Annotated in this window: 11 protein-coding genes; 2 read left to right on the top strand and 9 right to left on the bottom strand. The window is 39.2% G+C overall.

Annotation, left to right across the window (positions count from 1 at the left end; genetic code table 11):
* Nucleotides 1-24 precede the first annotated feature (24 nt).
* Nucleotides 25-624 (top strand): exonuclease domain-containing protein, encoded by a 600-nt coding sequence (locus tag LQ188_RS01910; protein ID WP_101225432.1) that lies wholly within the window; start codon nt 25-27, stop codon nt 622-624.
* 196 nt (nt 625-820) lie between these two features.
* Here LQ188_RS01910 and LQ188_RS01905 read toward each other — a convergent pair whose 3' ends face one another.
* The 8 genes from LQ188_RS01905 to LQ188_RS01870 all read right to left on the bottom strand — a co-directional run bounded on the left by LQ188_RS01905 (nt 821) and on the right by LQ188_RS01870 (nt 13,775).
* The gene (locus LQ188_RS01905) at nt 821-3,217 is read right to left on the bottom strand and encodes a YhgE/Pip domain-containing protein (RefSeq protein ID WP_230175880.1); all 2,397 of its coding nucleotides are present in this window, start codon (nt 3,215-3,217) and stop codon (nt 821-823) included.
* A 406-nt stretch (nt 3,218-3,623) separates the two neighbouring features.
* The gene (locus tag LQ188_RS01900) at nt 3,624-4,622 is read right to left on the bottom strand and encodes a nitronate monooxygenase (RefSeq protein ID WP_230175879.1); all 999 of its coding nucleotides are present in this window, start codon (nt 4,620-4,622) and stop codon (nt 3,624-3,626) included.
* A 172-nt stretch (nt 4,623-4,794) separates the two neighbouring features.
* Nucleotides 4,795-5,544, bottom strand: coding sequence for a Cof-type HAD-IIB family hydrolase (locus tag LQ188_RS01895; RefSeq protein ID WP_260357994.1), 750 nt, complete (start codon nt 5,542-5,544; stop codon nt 4,795-4,797).
* Nucleotides 5,545-5,706: 162 nt separating this feature from the next.
* Nucleotides 5,707-6,702 (bottom strand): cation diffusion facilitator family transporter, encoded by a 996-nt coding sequence (locus LQ188_RS01890; protein WP_101225435.1) that lies wholly within the window; start codon nt 6,700-6,702, stop codon nt 5,707-5,709.
* Nucleotides 6,703-6,988: 286 nt separating this feature from the next.
* Complete coding sequence (locus LQ188_RS01885; protein WP_230175878.1) at nt 6,989-7,741, bottom strand: hypothetical protein; 753 nt, start codon at nt 7,739-7,741, stop codon at nt 6,989-6,991.
* A 592-nt stretch (nt 7,742-8,333) separates the two neighbouring features.
* A complete protein-coding gene (locus LQ188_RS01880; RefSeq protein WP_157831147.1) occupies nt 8,334-9,752 on the bottom strand; it encodes an amino acid permease in 1,419 nt (472 codons plus the stop codon).
* Between the two features lie 816 nt (nt 9,753-10,568).
* Complete coding sequence (locus LQ188_RS01875) at nt 10,569-11,699, bottom strand: histidine kinase N-terminal domain-containing protein (protein WP_230175877.1); 1,131 nt, start codon at nt 11,697-11,699, stop codon at nt 10,569-10,571.
* Between the two features lie 243 nt (nt 11,700-11,942).
* Entirely contained in the window at nt 11,943-13,775 is a 1,833-nt protein-coding gene (locus tag LQ188_RS01870) for a sigma-54-dependent Fis family transcriptional regulator (protein ID WP_230175876.1), read from the bottom strand.
* A 515-nt stretch (nt 13,776-14,290) separates the two neighbouring features.
* Between LQ188_RS01870 and LQ188_RS01865 the strand changes: the two genes are divergently transcribed.
* Entirely contained in the window at nt 14,291-15,772 is a 1,482-nt protein-coding gene (locus LQ188_RS01865) for an aldehyde dehydrogenase family protein (RefSeq protein ID WP_230175875.1), read from the top strand.
* A 187-nt stretch (nt 15,773-15,959) separates the two neighbouring features.
* Here the strand turns inward: LQ188_RS01865 and LQ188_RS01860 are convergent, their stop codons facing one another.
* Entirely contained in the window at nt 15,960-16,664 is a 705-nt protein-coding gene (locus tag LQ188_RS01860; protein WP_101225442.1) for a TerC family protein, read from the bottom strand.
* Between the last annotated feature and the right edge of the window lie 265 nt (nt 16,665-16,929).

The following is a 16,929-nucleotide window of genomic DNA, read 5'->3' as shown; positions in this document are numbered from 1 at the left end:
GTAACCAAACTGGAGGAAAAAAAATTGACTAATAGATTAGGTTTAGTACTCGACGTAGAAACAACTGGTTTACGTCCCTCTTCAGATGAAATTATCGAGCTTGCCCTTATACTCTTTACATACAGCAGTGAAACAGGGGAAATCATTAATCTTGTTGATCAAGAATCATTTTTGAGGGAGCCTCTCTCCCATGGAGCAAGAAGGAATTATGATCAAGCATACAGAATTCATGGGATTCCATACAGCTCCGTCGAAGGAAAAAGTTTTCACGATGAAAAAATTAAATCCTTCATTGCCCGTACCGATTCTATTTTCGCACATAATGCTTCTTTCGATAGAAGTTTTCTCTACCAAATGTATCCGGAAATCAATGATCAAAAATGGTTCTGTACGATGCGGAATGTACCTTGGAAGCAATATGGATTTGAGAATAGTAAACTCTTAACATTACTGCAGGCACATAATATCACCAATTTTCAAACACACAGGGCTATGGACGATATTGCTTATCTAATGGAACTTATGAGAAAACCAGGTCCTTCTGGCCATCCTTATTTAAAGGATGTCATTGCAAAAAATCCGATGAAGAAATATGCACCTGCACCTCAAAAGACAAGGGTATAGCCGTTTCAATAATTACTTCATTGTTCAGGCTGCACCAATGTTTAGTCACAAACAAACCGTTGCCAATTCCGTTAGAAAATGAATGCATATCCTTACGATTGGTGTTATTTTAGGGGCACTTTTATTTTCCTGCATTTCACTTATTACCTGATATTTATCAAAAAACAGCGACCCATGACGGGTCGCTGTTTTTTGATCATTGTACAGTTGCTTCTTCCTGTTGTTCATTTAATGCGCCGTTCAATTTCTTATGCCGATACATAAAGTAAAGTAGTGATAATATTAATGCCGCAACGAGGAATATGGCCAATATGCCAAGATTATGCCACATGAAGCTATAATCTCCTGTTGAAATCACTGCCCGAAAAGCATTAATAGAGTAAGTCATCGGTAAGAACGGTGTGAATCCTTGCAGGAAGCCTGGAACCAATTCATTTGGGAATGTTCCGCCACTGCTTGTCAGTTGAAGAATCAAAATCAATAATGCTATGAACCGGCCAGGATTGTCAAAGGCCGAACCAAGGAACTGAATGATTGCCATGAATGTGCAGCTAGCAAGAATGCTTACTGCAAAAAATAGCGGCAGGCTCGTAACATTGATTCCAAGGCCTAAAATTAAAATCGAGTCCACCAATATGGCTTGACAGATTCCTATGAGAGCCATGACGCTGTATTTACTAAAAAACCAGCTAAATCCACTCGCCGGTTTAACAGCAGGGTCTCTTAACGGGAAAATGATTGTCAGAACGATAGCCCCGATAAATAAACTTAATGAAATTAAATATGGTGCAAAACTTGTTCCATAGTTCGGTACATTATTAATTGGTAATTTATCCACTTTAACTGGGCTTGCAAACATGTCATATACTTCTTCATTGGATTTTATCTTACCTGCTTCGTTTGCCCCGTCATTCAATTCCTCATGTAATTCTGCAGATCCATCTGAAAGTTTGGCGATTCCATCTTGTAACTTTATGGCACCATTCGCCAGTTCTCCCATACCGCTAGTAAGGCTGGATGAACCCTCCTTCAACTTATCCGTTCCCGTAACCAGACCTTTCGAACCTTCGGAAAGCTGTGAGGTTCCACTTGATAATTGCTTGGAGCCATCTTCAAGCTGATCAAGCCCGCTTACCAAGTTATTGCTGCCTTCGGTTAACTGTCCTAGCCCACTCTGAGCGGAATCTATACTATCGCCAAATGTTGTCAAACCAGACACCAATTGACCTTGACCATTTTTCAGTTCATTCGCCCCATTGGCGAGTTTATCCTGAGCTTGCTTTAATTGAGTGAAACCTCCGCTTAATGCACTTGTACCTTCACCTAACTGATTTGCACCATCACTAAGGCTATTTGAGCCTTTAGCAATTTCAGTTGCACTAGCTGATAGTTTCCCTACTCCTTCAGAAACTCCTTTACTACCTTCACTGATGCGGGTTAGAGAAGAAATCACTTCCTCCAAACGCGCTTTTTCTGCAGGATCATCCGCAGCTTCAGATTGTTGTTTCAATCCGGAAATAACCTCATCCAATCCTGCCGACACTTCAGATGCCCCCGCTTTTGCTTCGTTCGATGCTGCGCTCCAATCAGACAATGAACCTGAAAGCTGGGCAGCACCAGCCGCTACACCATTTGCTCCCTCTGTCAACGCGGGCAGCTTTTCTTCTATTTGATTGAAGCCCTCTAATGACTGCTGCAGTCCAGAGGCCAATTCACCAGTTCCCGCTTCAGATTTCTTGGCTCCTTGCAAAAGCTCGGATTGCCCATCTTTCATTTGTCCAACACCAGAGCTGAACTGTTGTAACCCTTGATTGAGTTCTTTCGATCCTGCAGCTGCCGAACCGACCCCATTCGAAAAGGTCAATGATTTTTCAGCTAATTTTTCCAAGTTTTCATGGATTTCGACAGAACCTGAATGAAGGGAATCAATTCCTTCATCCACTTTTTTGGAGCCTTCTTTGGCTGAGTTAATCCCTTCACCAAGTTCACTGGATCCGTTCTTCACTGTATCTGTCCCATCTTTCAATTCCCCAGCTCCATCACTGGCACTTTTGAGTCCATCAGCCACTTCGTTCAAATTATCGAACATTGACTCTGCATAGGTTTTCGTAACGGCTGACGATACCTCCCCTTTAATTCTCTCCGAAGCTGCGTCACCTATTTTAGTCGATATATAGTTGAACCCTTCATTGGACGTATAAATCAAATCAAGTTTTTCCGGATTGTCCTCCTGTAAGGTCGTTGCATTCTTCGAAAAGTTTTTCGGGATTTCTATTTTCATGTAATAATCTTGATTTTCAAGGCCTTCATTGGCTTCTTTTTGACTAACGAAATGCCAATCGAAATCCTTCTTTTCCTTTAATTCCTTGACTAAATCTTTTCCTATTGTAAGTTCAGATTCATTGAACTCCGCACCCTCATCCATATTGACAATGGCAACAGGCAATTGGTCGACCTTACCATATGGATCCCAAAATGCCCACAGGAACGTGCCGCTATATAATAAAGGAATCAGTATGATCCCTATTATGGAAATGAGTATCATAGGATGTTTTATTATGGCTAAAAATTCACCCTTTAAAGATTTAAACACGCCTACCAAGCCCTCCTATACGACGAATATGCCGTTTATTAATCTATCTAGGTGAAAACTGATTGAAGAATGCATAATTAAGTCATTTGCTTCTGCGATATAAATTTAAATTCTTCTTCACCTTGATATATATAATTTTTAAACAATCAATAATAACTGACCATATTGTTCATTTGGTCAGTATCACGAAAATAATATAACATTTATCCTTCTTTTTATCAATATTTTTTCACAATCTTACCTCGTATATTTACTGCTTTTCTCTTTATAGCCTATTTTGATTGCCTTTTTAGCTGATTGAGACCTTATCATGAATTATATCTGACATTATATAGCAAAAAAGGATATCCATAATGGATACCCTTTTTGTTAGCTATATTAGCATAATTAATAAAGCGCTTTCATATCATTTTGATATAATTCCTTTTAATTTTTCGGCCTGCCCGGTCAATTTCTTCAAGGACTCCTGATACTCTTTTTCCAATTGTTTAATGATGCCGGCAGCGGTATCTATTTTTTTAATTGCCCCTACACCATGACCCGCTGACCAAATATCACGCCACGCTTTAGATTCAGATGGGTTGGACATGCTGTCAAAATCGACTTTTTCTTTTTTGGCTAATTGTTCCGGGTCCATGCCTTCCTTTCTTATGCTCGGTTTCAGCATATTACAATTAACGCCTGAAAATGCATCAGTCAAGATGATGTCATCATGATCACAATCGACAAGCATTTCACGATATTCATCATTTGCCCTGCTCTCTTTCGCCACGATAAAACGTGTACCCATATATGCAAGATCCGCTCCAGCTGCCTGAGCTGCCAAAATACTGTGACCAGTACTGATCGATCCGGCAAGCAAAATGATTCCGTCCCAGAAAGTCCTTACGCTGTCCACGAAAGCAAAGCTATTTATCTCACCCGCATGACCGCCGGCTCCCGCAGCAACCAAGATCAATCCGTCCACACCTGACTCCGCAGCTTTTTTCGCAAAATCCACAGAACTGACATCCGAAAAGACCAAGCCGCCATAGCTATGTACGACATCCACCACATGTTTGGGTGAACCTAATGATGTAATGACGATGGGAGGCTGATGCTTTTTGACCAATTCCAACTCTTCTTCAAGCCGGCTATATGTACGGTGGACAACCATATTCATTGCCCATGGAGCAATCTTTGAGCCTGGTTCTTTATCCTTTGCTGCAATCAATGTGTCGTTTATGTCACCCATCCATTGATCCAGTACCTCTATCGGACGCGCATTCGGTGCTGGAAAAGAGCCGATCACCCCATTCAAACAGCATTCTTTCACTAACTCAGGACCGGATATTAAAAACATAGGTGCTGAGATAACTGGTAAAGATAATTGATTCCACCACTGTTCAGGCAAACTTCTAGTCATCCATTAAACCTCCCATTATTAATATATTACCAAAATATAACACTACAAGATTATCATACTTCTAAAATACACAATTTTCAAGAAATTTAATTTAGCAGCAAAAATTTCATTTTCGGCAGCGCCATTTCAATAAAAAAACTGTATATGGATACGTCCCATATACAGTTTCGGTTCAATTTGAAAGCGCCCATTTACGAATTGCCTTAGCCACACCATCTTCTTCGTTTGTCGCTGTAATCCAATCTGCTTTTTCTTTCACAATTTCTTGGGCGTTTCCCATTGCCACACCCACTTTTGCTTCAGAAATCATTGCAAGGTCATTAAGGCTGTCACCCACTGCCATAACATTATCCATAGTAATATCGAGCAATGAACATACGAGCTTTATCGCTTTCGCTTTATTTACGCCCATGGCATTCACTTCAATATTCGTCGGGCTTGAATTGCTTATTTCAAAGTTTCCTTTTGACACCAGTTCATCCATGATGATTTTGCGGATGCTTTCATCATCTGTATCAAATCCGAATTTAAGCCATTGCGAATCATGGATTTTCTCAGGCATTTCAGCCCTGTAAATATTATCGCAGCTTATTGCCCAGAAATGTGTACCATGTTTTTGGCTTAATTCCCACATCCATTGTATGGAATCACTATCGACTATATTCCTTTCCACCAGTTTTCCTTGATTATCGTAAATTTCGCTTCCGTTTACCGTAATGAGAAATGATTGAAGTTCCATTGACTTTGCAAAATCACTGCATGTAGCATAGGATCTTCCTGTGCTCAATACCACAAAAACCCCTTGATTTTCGGCTTCTTTTATCGCTCTGCGATTTTCTTCAGATATCTCTCCTGCCTTATTGAGAAGCGTGCCATCCATATCAAGTGCAACTAGCTTAATATCTTGTTTCTCCAATCTTATTCACCCTTTCATAATCCTTCTTTATGTAACTAAGTCCATGATAGCTTATAATGCATACGCAAGGAAAGTACGTGAATAATTGAACAGGCATTATAAGTAGTGTCGTGATATTTATAATCAAACAAATTTCTTATCATGACACTTTGTATTCTGCCATTCTTTCTACTCCCTGTCTTTTTTAATTTCATTCAATTCTTTTTTTATTTGACCTTCCCATTTTGGGACACCATCATTTTCATCAAATTCTATAATGACATCCGTTACCCCTCTTTCCTTGAATATCTCATTAAATAGCCGATCTTTAATGTCATCCGCTTGGGCAATTGAAATATGGGGATCAAGTTCGACTTCAAGTTCTACATGGAAGTCTTCCCCTTCTTTTAATACCGCCAGTTTCTGTATATCCCTTACGTCTGGATCATCCATGACCATCGTCCCGATTTTTTGTCGCATTTCAATATCGGCTTCCCCAAGAGCCCCTGCAGCATTATCAAGAAAAACCCTTCCAACCACATAGAACATACCGAGACCGATCATGACGGAAGCAACTCCTTCCGCTTGAATGAAAGGCGTGAAGTTTGCTAATAAAATGGCAATTATCGCAAGCACCCCGCCACCGGTCGCTACCATATCTTCCATGAATACTAATTTCGTCGCTGGTTTTGCTCTTTTTAAACCAGTGAAGCTCTTAAATATGACGGCTGCTCCTTTAGCTTCGATTCCAGTCTCATGCACCACTTCTTTCATCGCTTTAAATAATACATATGATTCCAACACAACCGCTAAGAAAAGGACGGACAAGTTAATAAGGATACCAGTTGATTCTGCAGGGTGCAAAATGTGATGAAACCCTTCTTTAATCGTTTCATAAGACATGATTCCGACAATCAATACTGCCCCTAATAATACTAGGTTAACCAAACGTCCAAAACCATCAGGGAATCGATCAGTTGGTGCCTTTTTACTTAGTGCGGAACCAATGAAGACGAAAAACTGATTCGCAGCATCGCCCAAAGTATGTAAAGTTTCAGCAAACATAGCGACATTCCCTGTCATGAAGTAAGCAATCCCCTTTAGCACAGCGATGATACTATTCACACAGGCAGCAATGAAAGCCGATTTATTACCTTGTTTCAATAACTGAAATAATTCTTTCATTTAAAAATCCCCCCTAATCTTTTTATAAATCCATTTTCATAATGTATTATCCCCAACACTGGAATATATGAAACCACAAAAGCGAAACCCTTAACCATACGATTTACGAATAATTTGCATCACTTTGGTTTTTAAGTTGTATCTCCCACAAACGAATATATTCCAGAATCGGACTCATCTATTCTAATAAGTTCACGATGAACGCATCCACTTCTTTTGAAGGCTGATTAATGCATCAAAAAAAGGAGTAAGCGGCGGCTTACTCCTTATCAAGAACTTCAAGCGTTTATCCTTCCTTTTTCACTAACTTAGATGGATTATTTACTTTATAGCGTATTTCTTTATTATATTTTTTGTCGACCACTTTTCCATCAAATTCGATTTCGTCACCTTCTTCGAGTTCAGCTTTTTTCAATGTCTTGCTATATCCACACCAAGCATCGCCGATGGTCAATTCAGGTTCCGTTGTCACTTTGACATTCTCCAAGAGTATGACTTCATCTTCTTCACCAGTAAAATGGTTCATTTTCGCCGTGAACTCCTTGACGGTCGCTGTGAAATGCACTTTTTCCCCAGGTAAGTCCAACTTAGGCTTTGCTGTCGTTTTTTTAGTTTTGGTTTTTGCTTGTTTTGGTTCTTCACTTAGCTGATCGGAGTTTTCCGTAATTGGCGCTTCCATCACCTGCTCAGTTTCACTTGGAACTGCGGCTGTTTCGGAAACCGGGCCACTCAACAATTCTTTTCCGAAACTGGAGCTTTGCATTTCCTTTAAATAGGAAGGGTTAATGCAACTAAGCTTACCATTTTCAAATTGAACGACTACAGTGTCAAGTCCGTTGCCGTATTGTTCATAACCTGCTAATTTGACCTTTGCTTGAAAACTTCCGCTTTTATATACTAGTTCTCTTTTTACCGAACGGGCAGTGAATAATTTCCATTCCAATCCTTTAGCGATATAGTCCGTATCATCTAAAAAAGGGATAAATTCTCCTTTTGGTGCGATATAATGAATCAAATCTTCAGCTGGAGTTTCAGCCACAGTAACCACTCCTAATCTTTTCTATAGATTATATTCTAGCAAAGGATTTCAAAGTTGCAAATGAATGAGTATCGTAATGGGTTGATTGCAGTCATAATCCCCAACTCGCTTAAATCTTTACCATGAAATGAATGCGATCATTTTTGTAACCAGAAAAAAAGCTGCCCACTAAGAGCAGCCCAGACTGTGACAAATTCAAAAGAGCCTTTGCCTGCAGTTTTTTATTTGAAAAACGTTCCAGCATCTCAGAAATCCGCTCCATTTTCCGCCGACTGTCTGCCATGTCACATCAAACCGTAAAAACCATAAAGAAAAACTAGTCTTTAACATGGTTCGGGATGAGACCAGCCTACAGTTTTTTTTCTTAAAATACAATTCAGTTGATTGGAGCGGGTGTTCGAGACTCCCGCTTAGAAAAGCGCGTCCAAGGGAGACCCCCACAGGCGCAAAGAGCGCCGAGGAGGCTCCCGGACTGCCCGCGGAAAGCGAGTGCCTGGAGTGAAAATCAACGTTCAAAGTGTACCCCCAAAAAAGTAAAAACATGAAGGATAATCAAGTTTTCTTTCTTTAATTGATAAAACTACTGTATCCATTACCCTTCCTTAACGTGAATGTTTTTTAGTTTTGCATCTTGTTCAGGAGTAATTACCTTTTTCTTATGATAAAACAGAAAGTATGACCCAATTACTAGAATAGTGAGAAGGGTTGTAAGAAAGAATTGCAATCTCATGGAATCAATGAACGCCTGAGCAACGAATATAATAAATAATACGGCAATGGTCACGTAGGTTAAATAAGGGAATAGCCACATTTTCACTTTGAGTGTCCCGGGATTTTCTTTTTCCGTCTTTTTCCGTAAATATAGATGAGAAAAGGCGATAAAGATATACATGATCATAGTGACTCCTCCAGAGCTGTTTGCGAGGAAAGCAAACAATTTATCAGGAGAAACAAATTTAAATGTCGTGAACACGTAAGCAAAGAAAACACTTGCCATTAACGCCCAAATCGGGATTCCCCGCTTATTCACTCGGGAAAGAATTTTCGGTGCATCACCTTTTTTTGATAAAGAATATAACATACGAGAGCTTGTATAAAGGCCTGAATTCAAAACAGAAAGCAATGAAGTGAAGATTACGATATTCATGATTTGACCCGCTGCCGGCAGGCCTGCCATGTCAAATACGCTGGCATAGGGGGTTTTCAGTAAATCTTCAGCCCCTTGGGGGATTACGAGAACCAACACGGTCACTGAACCAACAAAGAAAAGAAGGAGACGCCATACAACACTGTTTATGGCTCTAATAATATTTTTTTCAGGGTTTTCAGACTCTCCTGCAGCAATGGCAGCTACCTCACTTCCCGATAAAGAGAAAGTAATGAAAATCACACTAAGAAGGACAGGCAGAAACCCTTTTGGTAAAAATCCTCCATCTCCAGTAATGTTTGAAAGGCCTGGTGAATCAAATCCCGGAACAAATCCGAAAATCATGGCGGCACCCAGGAAGAGGAATATTACAATGGCAGCCACTTTCATGAAAGCTAACCAGTATTCAAATTCCCCATAAGCTTTGACTGAATAGATATTCGTAATCGTCATTAATATAGGGAAGGATAGACTAGCAGCCCACATGGGTATACCAGGAAACCAATCATGAATCATAGTACCCAATAACGTAGTTTCTATAGCAATGATGATAACCCAGTTGAACCAGTATAACCAGCCGATCGTGTATCCGGCCCAGGGACCAAATGCTTGATGCGCATATGTTGAAAAGGATCCGCTATCAGGATTTACCACAGCCATTTCACCCAGCATACGCATTATAAGCACGATCATCAATCCAGCGATTATATAGGATAAAATAGCACCAGGCCCAGCTGAATCTATTATTGTTCCGCTTCCGATAAATAGTCCTGCCCCAATTACCCCGCCAATAGAAATCATTGTGACATGCCTGGTCTTAAGACCATGTTTCAATTCATTTGTTTGAAGTGCCACTATTGTCACCATCCTTTAAAACTGTCTAATTTCCGTTTTGTACAGTAAACCATTGCTCATGGGTACCTTAGTAGAAATCTTTCATTCAAAACGATGTTTACAGTGCAGTCCTATTCCCGTTTCATCATTAGTTTTAATGAGGCCAAATTCACGATCGTTATATGTATATTGCACAGCATATACTCTATTAACCGTAACCGCTTTTCGATTTATATTCCCTCTTTACTAACATCAGCACCTCAACTGAAAGTACAAAGAACCTTGCTGTTTTTGCACTTTTTGTTGAGTGAAGTCCTTTTATGTAAAAATATAGATATCCCGCTCTACCCTTTCTTTCCTTACACTTCCTTTTTAATAAAAGCACCCTCTCTCACTAAAATTTTATACATATATAATAAAAGCAATATCCATGCCAAAAAAAGGATAGTTATTTTATTAGGGTTTAACGCTTTTATGTATTTAAAACGATTCAATATTGAATTATTATTTCAATTTTCGATTCATACATTAATTATCGACCCTTTTCGATTCATAAACGAATCAAAAAATGACAATTTATTTGTTTTCTTTTATTATTTCGACACATATATACTGAAAATACAGGGATAAAAAAGAAGATGCTAAAATCCTAATTATGATTTCTTGGCATCTTCCAAATAAATTTATTTACACTGAGAATGATTATATGTAGTTGAACACCGGCAGAACCGGTATGCCCCTCCTTCTAATAATTAAAACTCTATGTTTACAAGCTTCGAAAAAATTCGATATGTATATAATGCTGTATGTAAATTACCCTACTGATATGTATGAAACCCTTATGATTCAGTACTGAACTTCGGGGAAATGGATGCTGAATGTGGTTAAATTTTCATTGGAGACACAATTCATATATCCATCATTACTTTCAATGATCTTTTTACATACGTATAATCCAATTCCCGTTCCTAATTCTTTCGTTGTGACAAAGGGCTCAAAAATAGATTCGATCAATTCACTGGCAATGGCCGGTCCATTATTTGAAATTCGAATTATTCTTTCATTCGCCTCAATTAAAGAGTTTATCCTCAAAATTCTAGGATGTTCCTTATCCTTTAAGGCATCAATGGAATTAATAAAAAGATTCAAGAACACTTGTTTTAACCCATCCTTGCTCGCTGTCATGACGAAGTTTGGATAAATATCTATTTCCACATTAACGCTGGCATCCACAATATTTGCATATGTCAATTCTTGTATTTCTTCAATTAACTTTAATACGGCAATTTCCTCTCTTTGTTCCTCATTAAAATCAGATTTAGAGGTATGGAGGAATTGGGTTATCCTGAAATTCAACTGGTTTAACTCATAATCAATGATATCCAAATATTTCAAGTCAGGATTCTCCCTCTTCAATAATTTATTGAACCCCATGATAGCTGTAAGAGGGTTACGGAACTCATGTACAAAGCTTGATGATATTTGACCCAGTACCGCTAATTTATCTTTGTGGTTTTCACTAATATAAGACTTTTTTTCCTCAATCACTTCATTTGTAAGATTCGTATATCTAGTTACTGCATGGTAGCTGAACGTATCAAAGTGCAGGTTAATGTCATTAATGAATCTCTGCATATATTTAATTGGGATATTGGCGCCAAAAACATTTCTGATTATGATATTTCTTCCCAAATTGATATTATATAGAAAATCCCCAATGTTGATATTTGCTTCAAGACGTTCTTTTGCAACTTGGTAAGCCAATTTTATCAGCACATCTTCAGACAATACCTCCTTGAACGTTTGGATGACCAGTGAGTACATCCCATAACCATTTTCCTTAATTCTATCTTTGTAGGGGTCTATTTCATTGATCTTAATAGTCTCGTTCCATTCATTTAAAAACACAGATTCATTTTCTTCCAAATATTGAATCAATATATGTTTATACTTCTTATGTTCAGATGACAACTCCATACTATTGACCACACTTCCCCTTGCGGAATTTAGTTACTACATCAATAACATCATTCTATATGAGATTTTGATATCCTGCACTTCATTATTTATTGTTTTTTAGGTGAAATGTAGCTTATAAGGAGACAGGTATGCTAGTCCGCATATAGTTACTTGCGATAACAAAGAACCGACCAAATCAGGTCGGGAATCTGAAATTGTCATAAAAAGATCCTTCATATTTTTTTATATACTGTGAGTCTCTTACTTTTGAAAGTTGATTCCATACTTTTTCATTTTTCTATATAGCGTATTACGGCCGATGTCGAGTTGTTTCGCTGCGTTACTGATATTCCCATTTGTTCGTTCCAATGCATTCCTGATAAGTAAGGTTTCTTGTTCTTGAAAGTTTCTTGGTTCTCGATCGGCATTTGCCCCTTCCTCATGCATCATGGAAGAAACAGGACAAAGTGCCGCAACCAATTCCCTTGTAATCGGGCCATTATCAGCTAGGAATGCAGCCTGTCCCAGCACATTTTGCAATTCACGGAAATTACCTGGCCACGAATATTCCAAAATGAATGTTTTAGCTTCGTCAGTAAGTTCGGTATGTTCGCTCTTATAAGGTAAATCCGTTAAAATATATTCTGCTAACAGCAATAAATCTTTACGACTCCTTAGATTTGGAAGTTTTAAAGACAATCCACAAAGACGGAAAAATAGATCTGCACGGAATTCCCCAGCTTCAATTCCTTTTTGTAAGTCTTTGTTGGTGGCGGCAATGACCCTTACATCGATTGGAATGGAAGCATGTCCTCCGACGCGCGTCACACATCGTTCCTGAAGCACACGGAGCAGAGTCGCTTGAGCTTTAAGCGGCATGTCCCCAATTTCATCCAAAAACAGGGTACCGCCATCTGCAGCTTCGAATTTCCCCTTATGCCCGCCGCTTTTTGCGCCAGTAAAGGCACCCTTTTCATATCCAAATAACTCACTTTCCAATAAGTTTTCGGGAATTGCGCTGCAATTGATGGCGATGAATGGTTTATCACTTCTTAAGCTAACCCCATGAATGGATTGAGCGAACAGTTCTTTTCCCGTTCCGCTCTCCCCAGTGATTAGCAGGCTGATATCAAGCGCTGCAGCTCTTTTAGCAATGGATATGGTTTGATTCATTTGCGGATCATTACTTATTATATCGGTAAATTGATAACGATTAGTTTTTAAACCATCAATCAATTTTTGTTTTTTTAACCTTACGATCACGGAGGATTGATGTTCTATTTTTTTACCAAGGGTTTGAACCAGGAATTCCTGGTCCTTAATTGAAACCTTCTGTTCTAAAACAAGTGGGTCTGTACCTGATATTATATTCGATACTGGTTTTTCCATTGTGCCGATAACATGTGACGCCGCTATATTGAGATCTGTAACTTTTCCCTCTTTATCAAGGGTAATTAACGGATCAGGGTATGAATCATATATAAAATAAAGGTTTTTCTCCCTTTTTTGTGTATGTGACAATAAGAGTGCTTGTTTGATGCTATCAGCCACCCTCTGAACTAAACTAATGGAAAAAGGATGATAATTCTGTTGATGACTGCTTAAATTCAGAACACCAAGCAGATGCCCCTCAGGGTGATAAATGGGCGATGCGGCACAAGTAAGGAAATGGTTATCCTGATGAAAGTGTTGACTGCCATGAATTAGTACAGGGTTTTTCTCTACTATGGCTGTTCCTATCGCATTTGTTCCTTTTGATTCCTCTAGCCAATTAGCCCCTTTTCTTAGGGAAACATTATCTGCATGCCGAATGAAAGCTGGATCCCCAACTGTTTCAATGATATATCCTTCAGGAGCAGCAAGTAATAAAATGGACTCCAAACCATTAATCGAGCGATAAACTTCTTCTAAAATGGGAGAAGAATGGTACAGGAGTTCCGCATATCGATCGTGGTATTCGGCCAACTCGAATGCACCAAGCATATCTTCCCTATCCATCATGCTTGGCTGAAGTCCCTTCGAAATGCACCGCTGCCATGATTCTTGAATAAATGCCGGTACGGTTTCTTTATCCGAGCTTATATTAACAGACATTGAATAATCCTCCCGTATGTATAATCCAGTAAATCGGCCACTATTTTTTATTCAATTTCATTAATGAAACTCTATGTAATCCAAAGTTTCAGAGCATTTAGGGTTCGTTCATTCAATTTAATTATAACAGAAAATTCAGATACCCACCAAAATGAAAACGCATTATGCCAACTTCTAATCTTTTTTGTTCCATATTGGTACAACTTCCTGTTCCAATATGGAACAGTTTACCACCTTCCCATGTCCCTCCAGCATCTTCTTTAGCTGGTTTCATTGGTTTTTTGTTATGGCATAAGTCTTGCATAATTACATGTCGAGAAATTGATTCCTTATGATAAGGGGGGAAAGAATTCAAGTAATCCAGTTTTTAAAGATATTCAGACTTGCTGCAAGTCAGTCAATGAGAATAGTATCAAAAACATAAGATTATGCCTGATCCTTTTACTTAGAGGAACGCCATTGTCCGAACAAAACAAATATCGAACTTAAAATCCAAATGAAAAGGGGTATTATACATGGTACAAACTATTAAACTTAATCCGAGAGTGCAGGAATTCTTGAAGGGCACTAAAAAGCTTTTGATTAATGGGGAATTGGTGGAAGCTGCTTCAGGAAAAACCTTTGAGACCCTCGATCCTTCAAACGGCAAGGTTTTAGCGGTTGTGAGTGAAGCAGGTCCGGAAGATGTAGATAAAGCAGTCAAAGCAGCCCGTAAGGCTTTCGACAACGGTCCATGGAAAAAAATGAGTGCATCGGAACGCAGTCGCCTCATTTATAAATTAGCGGACCTCATGGAGGAACATAAAGAAGCGTTAGCACAATTGGATACCCTGGATAATGGTAAGCCGATTGGAGAAACCACCAATGCCGATGTCCCCCTTGCAATTGATCACTTCCGTTATTATGCTGGATGGACCACTAAGATAGTGGGACAAACAATACCTGTTGCTGGGAATTACTTCAATTATACCCGTCATGAAGCAGTCGGGGTGGTAGGGCAGATCATCCCTTGGAATTTCCCTTTACTTATGGCCGCATGGAAATTAGGCGCAGCCCTTGCAACCGGATGTACGATAGTTTTAAAACCAGCGGAGCAAACGCCGCTTTCAGCATTATATTTAGGTCAATTGGCGCTTGAAGCAGGTTTTCCTCCTGGCGTTCTCAATGTTATACCTGGATTTGGTGAAACAGCAGGGTCACCGCTTGTAGATCATCCTGATGTCGATAAAATTGCCTTTACTGGTTCAACCTCAGTAGGGAAAATGATCATGCGTCAAGCTTCGGGAACCGTGAAAAAAATCTCGTTGGAATTAGGCGGGAAATCACCTAATATCATTTTACCGGATGCAGATATGAGTAAAGCCATTCCTGGAGCTTTAATGGGCATCATGTTTAATCAAGGACAAGTTTGCTGTGCCGGTTCCCGCCTGTACATTCAAAAGAAATCCTATGATAACGTGGTAGCTGACTTAGTGTCCCATGCAAAAAACATTAAACAAGGGGCCGGTCTTGATCCATCTACCCAGATAGGTCCTTTGGTATCCAGTGAACAAATGGAAAGAGTCGGCGGTTATATTGAAAAAGGAAAGTCTGAAGGAGCTGAAGTGGTTACCGGGGGTAATTACGGACAAGGAGAGGGGTATTTTGTAACTCCTACAATATTTGCAGGCGTTGAAGACGAAATGACAATCGCTAAAGAGGAAATCTTCGGTCCTGTTGTAGCTGCGATGCCTTTTGACGATTTGGATGATGTGATAAACCGTGCAAATAACTCAGAATATGGATTGGCTGCAGGTTTATGGACACAGGATGTAAAAAAAGCCCATTATGTGGCTAATGAATTAAAAGCAGGTACAGTTTGGGTAAACTGCTATAACGCATTTGATGCAGCTTCCCCATTTGGCGGTTATAAACAAAGTGGAATCGGTCGGGAAATGGGCAGTTATGCTTTGGATAATTATACGGAAGTCAAAAGTGTATGGATTAACTTAAACTAATAAATAGGGTGAATGCTCCATATGCTCATTTGGCTAAGATATCATGATTGAAGTGCATGTTATCGTTTGCTAATTCGCAAAAGGATGTACCAAAGTGCGGACTTTGGTATATCCTTTTTCTTGTTTTGTACTTATATGGCATAGACAAAAAGAAGACCTTTCATTTCGAAAGGTCTCTTTGTATCAATTATCCATTACGTTCGATTTGCATTTTTTCTCTGTTTGCTTTTTCTTTTTCGATATTTTTCTGTCTTGAAATCCCAGCTACCAGGATTCCAATTACCACTATTGCTTCAAATCCATATTTAATGAAGGGATTTGCAAAGTAGTCGTGCATGAAAGGTTCAGCTACGATCATTTTAGAAGCTGTCCAGCCTAGTATTCCCGCACCAATTATTATGATGAATGGGAAGCGTTCGATCAGTTTCAGGATCAAAGTGCTTCCATACATCACTACTGGAATTGATACAAGTAAACCGATCACCACTAAAGTGAAGTTACCATGAGAAGCACCTGCAACCGCTAGGACATTGTCCAATCCCATCAATGCATCTGCAATAATGATGGTTTTTATAGCAGCCCACATAGAGTCTGCAGGCTTCACATCATGTTCTTCTTCATCGATAAGGAGCTTATAAGCAATCCATACAAGAAGTAATCCCCCTATTAAATGCAGTCCCGGCACCTCTAATAGCCAAACAACAAGCAGCGTTGCAATGATCCTTATCACAATTGCGCCGACCGCTCCCCATATTATCACCTTTTTTTGCTGTTCTTTTGGAAGCTTTCTTGCAGCCAATCCAATAAGGATCGCATTATCACCGGCTAGAACCAAATCTATCATAATGATCGCTAAAAGTCCTGAAATGAATTCACCTGTTAAAAAATCCAACACAAATTCCTCCTTTTTACAAAAATAAAGAGACCTCTGCCATAAATGGCAAAGGTCTCGCTAAGCACTAAATGAATTAGGCCAATAAAGCCGGTGGGATTCCCACGTAATGACGACTTTATTTCAGGTTATCCCTGACGCTACTCCCCTTCACGGGAATAAAGAATATGTAATTCTTTTAATATCTTTCCATTAGGAAACTACCAAGAAAAAATATCACTAATTCAGTATACCAAAAATACAAATAAAATAAAGAAAAAAATAA

The sequence above is a fragment of the Peribacillus sp. Bi134 genome (assembly GCF_918698065.1).
GTDB lineage: Bacteria > Bacillota > Bacilli > Bacillales > DSM-1321 > Peribacillus.
The sequence above is the reverse complement of the archived record's forward strand: the minus strand, read 5'-3'. Positions and strand labels throughout refer to the sequence as shown.